Raw genomic sequence first — 1,094 nt, 5'->3', positions numbered from 1 at the left:
GTTGAACAGAGCCGCTGCGCGGCGACTCCGCGCTGCGGCGTTGAAAGGGTTGAAGCGATCTGTCAGGCTTGTTCCTGCTATGAAAAAAAGATGACGCGATCACTTCAGCCGCTTGGTATCAGGATTTCACCCGCTTCGTCCAACTCAAAGGACTCGCGGAGCGCTCCCGCCAGACCTACCACGGCTGGGTCCGCCAGCTTGCCAGGCATTACCCGGACGAGCACCTGCCCGACCTCCCGCCGGAACGCGTGTTGGATTTCCTCGTCCACCTCCAGGACGACCGCAAGCTCAAGGCCAGCACCCTCAACCAGGCCGTCTGCGCCCTGCGCACCCTCTACCGCGACCACCTCGGCATCGCCTGGGACATCTGGAAGAAGATCAAGTTCAAGTTCGAGGAACCGCTCCCGCACGTCCTGACGCGCGACGAGGTCGTCCTGCTCCTGCGCACCTTCCGCGACGGCCGCTACCGCGCCTTCTGCACCGTCGTCTATCAATGCGGCCTGCGTCTCAACGAGGCGCTGCACATCAAGCCGGTGCACATCAACGGCGAGCGGCTCGTCATTTCCATCCCCAAGACCAAGAACCGCAAGGCCCGCGAGGTGCCCATCACCCCGCGCCTGCTGGCACGTCTGCGGACTTTCTGGCAATGCCACCGCAACCCCGAGTGGCTCTTTCCTGCCGTCGGCCGCGGCTGGAAGGGCAGCGGCATCACGCTCAAGGAGGCCATGCACCGCTCCGCCAAGCCCATGAGCGAGGCCGCCGTCTGGCAGGCCATCAAGGTCGCCGTGGCCGAAAGCGGACTCTCGAAGAAACACGGGCATATCTCCACCCACACCCTGCGCCACAGCTTCGCCACCCACATGCTCGAAGGCGGCGCCTCCATCCTACAGGTGGGTGCCTACCTCGGCCACAGCGCGCTCAAGGACACGCTGCGCTACCTCCACGTCACCGAGATCAGCGACAAGGACGGCCGCGCCGCCCTGGACACCCTGGCCGATCCCTGAAGCCCCGCTTTCCCGGGAAAAAGCGTGGCTCTCGAACTCGCAGAGCTGCTCGGTGAGCATTGGGCCGGCTACGCCCGTGCCCACCGGCAG

1 protein-coding gene is annotated in these 1,094 nt (G+C 65.2%); it reads left to right on the top strand.

Annotated elements, in window-relative coordinates; genetic code table 11:
• The first annotated feature begins 98 nt into the window (after positions 1 to 98).
• Positions 99 to 1,004 carry a tyrosine-type recombinase/integrase gene (locus ABXH26_RS20565; protein WP_353568981.1) on the top strand — a complete coding sequence of 302 codons (906 nt, stop codon included), beginning with the start codon at positions 99 to 101 and terminating at the stop codon, positions 1,002 to 1,004.
• Positions 1,005 to 1,094: the final 90 nt, after the last annotated feature.

Source organism: Haloferula sargassicola, from assembly GCF_040362925.1.
GTDB classification, from domain to species: domain Bacteria; phylum Verrucomicrobiota; class Verrucomicrobiia; order Verrucomicrobiales; family Akkermansiaceae; genus Haloferula; species Haloferula sargassicola.
Note: the sequence above shows the minus strand (reverse complement) of the source record. Positions and strands in the feature narration are given on the sequence as shown.